Genomic DNA, 3,821 nt, shown 5'->3' on the forward strand with positions numbered 1-3,821 from the left:
ATCACGGTGTCCATCATCGGGGCCGCCGTCCTCGGCATCGCGGTCGTCGCGACGCTCTGGTGGCTCTACTTCGACCTGCTGGCGCCGACGTCACCCGCCCCGCCGGTGCTGTCGGCGGACGACCGTCGACGAGGCCCGCCGCCGTGCGCGTACCCCCCGACGCGGTCGACCTCGTGGTCGGCGCGGACGGCCGGACACCCCACCCCGTCGTCGCCGCAGCCGACGGGCGGTCGATCGGACTGGGACGGACCGTCGAGGGCGGGCACCCGTTCACCGTGGACCTGGAGTCGCTCCGCCGGCACGCGGTCGTGTTCGCCGGATCCGGCTCCGGCAAGACGGTGCTCATCCGCCGGCTCGTCGAGGAGTGCGCCCGGCAGGGCGTCTCGTCGATCGTGCTCGACCCCAACAACGACCTCGCCCGGCTCGGCGACCCGTGGCCGGCCCCGCCCAGCGGCTGGGGTCCCGGGGACGCCGAGCGGGCCCAGGACTACCTCGCCCACACCGAGGTCACGGTGTGGACGCCCCGGGTCACCGCCGGGCGTCCGCTGAGCTTCCAGCCGCTGCCGGACTTCACCGCCCTACGTGACTGGCCGGACGAGTTCGACCAGGCGATCCGCTCCGCCGTGGAGGCACTCGCGCCGCGGGCCGGCGTCGACCGGTCGACCCGGCTGGCCCAGCAGGGCAAGGCCGTCCTCACCGAGGCCCTCCAGGCGTACGCGAGGAGCGGCATGGTGGGCCTGTCCGGCTTCACCGAGTTCCTCGCCGACCTGCCCGACGGGGTCAGCCGGCTGGCCCGGGCCGACAAGCTCGCCCAGGACCTGGCCGAGACGCTGAAGGCGGCGATGGTCACCGACCCGCTCTTCGGCGGGGTCGGCGCACCGGCCGACCCGGGGCTGCTGCTGACGCCGTCGCCGGGACGACGGGCGCGGGTGTCGGTGATCAGCTTCGTCGGTCTCACCTCCGACCAGGAACGGCAGAGCTTCGTCAACCAGTTGCAGATGGCGCTCTTCGCCTGGATCAAGCGGCACCCCGCCGGCGACCGGCCGCTGGGCGGGCTCTTCGTCATGGACGAGGCGCAGACCCTCGCCCCGTCGACCGGGAACACGGCCTGCACGGCCAGCTCGATCGCGCTCGCCTCGCAGGCCCGCAAGTACGGGCTCGGGCTGGTCTTCGCCACCCAGGCGCCCAAGGGCCTGCACAACCAGATCTCCGGCAACGCGACGACGCAGTTCTTCGGGCTGCTCAACGCGCCCGCGCAGATCGACGCGGCCCGGCAGCTCGCGGAGGCCAAGGGCGGTCGGCTCCCCGACATCGGCCTGCTGAGCAGTGGGGAGTTCTACGCGGCGGGGGAGGGGTTCTCGTTCGTGAAGGTACGCACCCCGCTGTGCCTCACCCACCACCCGAAGGCGCCGCTGACCCCCGAGGAGGTCGTCACCCGGGCCCGCCCGGGCGGGCCCGACAGCTGACCCGCCGTACGCCCGCTGTCGGGCAGACGCGCGCCCGTTGTCGGCTACCCACCGTGTCCGCAACGGGACTGAGTCGTCGCGGCCGGCGGGACTCCCGGCCACCCTGATCCCGGCGCATCGTGAGCGCCCCCGAGGATCGGAGGACGAATGACCATCCCTCGTCGATGGCGGCGGACCGGCGCACTGCTGGTCGCCGCCCTGGTGTCCACCCTGGTCGCCGCCCTGCTGCCCGCCTCGCCCGCCCTCGCCCTGCCCCCGGGCACGGGCTGGTCGGCGTCGTGGAGCTACTACCACCCGAGCGCCTTCCAGTACGCCGGCACCCTGCCCGGCGTGCGCCTGACCGGGTACGCCAACGACAGCTTCGGCACCGTCAACACGGTCGGCACCATCGAGGACACCGCCGACGACGGGCGCTGCGCTCGGGTGATGCTCTACGCCAACGGTGCCGGCTACGTCGCCGACCGCACCACCTGCGGCAACGGCACCTACCTGACGTACTCCACCGGCACCTTCAGCCAGGGCCTGCTGGTGATCGTCTACCGGATGATCCCCGGCACCACGACCAACGACAAGGGCTACTACCTGTACGTCCCGCCCTCGGCCACCGATCCCGAGCTGCGGACGGTGGGCACCGGGGCGAGCTGGAACTACTACACCTCCACCTCCTTCCAGTACTCCGTCACCCGGCCGGGCGTGCGGTTGACCGGGTACGGCTCCCACCAGTCCTCCGACCGGCGCTCCTCGCTGAGCACCGTCACGAAGACCGCCACCTCGACAGGCTGCGCCACGGCATCCGTCACCGGTGGGACGACCGTCAGCGGCGGCACCTGCGTCAACGGCGGAAGCGCGTCCTTCAACCGGTTCGACCACACGTACAACCTGGAGGCCTCGGCCTGCTACCAGCCGGTCCCCGGCACCCGACGCTGCCTCCCGCTGAACGTCCCGGCACCCTGGTGACGGGCTGACGCGCCGGCCGCCGGCGGCCGCGAGGTCACCGGCGGCCGGAACCGCGTCACGAGCCGGACCACCGGCGTCGGGTCAGTCGCGCGTCTTCGGCAGGTCGTACTGGTCGGCGGCGCGGCAGTCCCTCGGACCGCCCACCGCACCCGGCCCGACCCGATCCAGCGCCTCCCGGGCCCGGGCGCGCCCCAGGTTCCAGGCGTACCAGGGGTCGGGCTCGGCCAGGTCGCCGGCGATCCAGCTCAGCGTGCACCGGCGTACCGGGTCGGGCAGCGTGCTCAGGGCCGGCGTGGCGTCGGCGGACAGCGCCCGCAGGTACCAGGCGTCGATCTTCCCGGTCTGCTCGTACCGGGCGATGTTGCGGCGGGCGGCGTAGTCCTCCGGGTTGAGCACCGCGAGGCTCAGCAGCATGACCACCGCGAGCGCCACCGTCAGGCGCGGGACCCACCGGCCGCGCCAGCGGACACCGGCGGCGATGACCATCAGGAAGACCGCGCCGAGCAACAGCTCGAAGGCCATCACGAAGATCCGTTCCCCGGTGAAGCTGTAGACCTTCTGGTAGGTGTACATCCGGGACAGCGCGGACACCACGATGACGATGCTGAGCGTGCTCAGCAGGCCGAGCATGACCCGTAGCAGGATCCGCTCCGTCCGCGTCTCCCGTCTCGCCCAGCGGGTGACCCCACCCAGCACGGCCAGCGTCAACAGGGTGACCGCGACCAACTGCCAGAAGCCGCTGCGGGCGTACTCGGCGTAGCTCAGGCCGGCGGTGCGCAGCACGTGCCGCTCACCACCGAACAGCACGGTGAACTGCACGGCGACGAAGCCGACGAAGAGAGCGCTCAGGGCGGCGATCGGCGGCGCCCACTCGACGATGCCGAGGCTCCGTGTGGTGGGCCGGTCCACCCGGGACAGGTCGGGCGGGGCGGTGATCGTGTAGACGGCGGCGACCGCGATCAGTCCGCCGACCGCGAGCAGGAACGTCCCACGGAACGTCGCCGGAACGCTGACCTCCGGGATGACCTCACCCAGCACCAGCGAGAAGGCGGCGTCGGCGGAGGAGAGCAGCGCGCCGAAGACGAGCAGCACCGCCAGGGTGGCGACGACCGACCCGACGACCCGCCGGACGGTGCCGGTGTCGGCCGGCGCCTCGACGTGCCGTCGCACCCAGGGCAGCCCCCGGAATGCGGCGAGTGGCGCGGCCACCACGCTGAACAGGATCGACCGGATGAGGCGACCACCCACGATGGCCAACGCGGCGCAGCCGAGCGCGCCGAGCACGCAGAACGTCACCAGCCACCAGGCGTTCCGGAACGCCAGCACGGCCAGCAGGGCCAGGGCCGCCGCGGCCCAGCCCGCGCGTACCGCCTGCTGGCTCGCCCTGACGGTCGCGGT

General features: G+C 73.0%; 3 protein-coding genes. 2 read left to right on the top strand and 1 reads right to left on the bottom strand.

The window, feature by feature from the left end:
- Positions 1–143: 143 nt before the first annotated feature.
- Positions 144–1,466 (top strand): DUF87 domain-containing protein, encoded by a 1,323-nt coding sequence (locus AB0I76_RS24760; RefSeq protein ID WP_357039925.1) that lies wholly within the window; start codon positions 144–146, stop codon positions 1,464–1,466.
- Between the two features lie 147 nt (positions 1,467–1,613).
- The gene (locus AB0I76_RS24765) at positions 1,614–2,423 is read left to right on the top strand and encodes a hypothetical protein (protein ID WP_357039928.1); all 810 of its coding nucleotides are present in this window, start codon (positions 1,614–1,616) and stop codon (positions 2,421–2,423) included.
- Positions 2,424–2,504: 81 nt separating this feature from the next.
- On the opposite strand, the gene AB0I76_RS24770 is transcribed toward AB0I76_RS24765, so the two are convergent.
- A partial coding sequence (locus AB0I76_RS24770; RefSeq protein WP_357039931.1) for a DUF4173 domain-containing protein occupies positions 2,505–3,821 on the bottom strand: 1,317 nt, incomplete at its 5' end.

Source organism: Micromonospora sp. NPDC049799 (assembly GCF_040656655.1).
In the GTDB taxonomy this organism is placed as follows: Bacteria; Actinomycetota; Actinomycetes; order Mycobacteriales; family Micromonosporaceae; genus Micromonospora.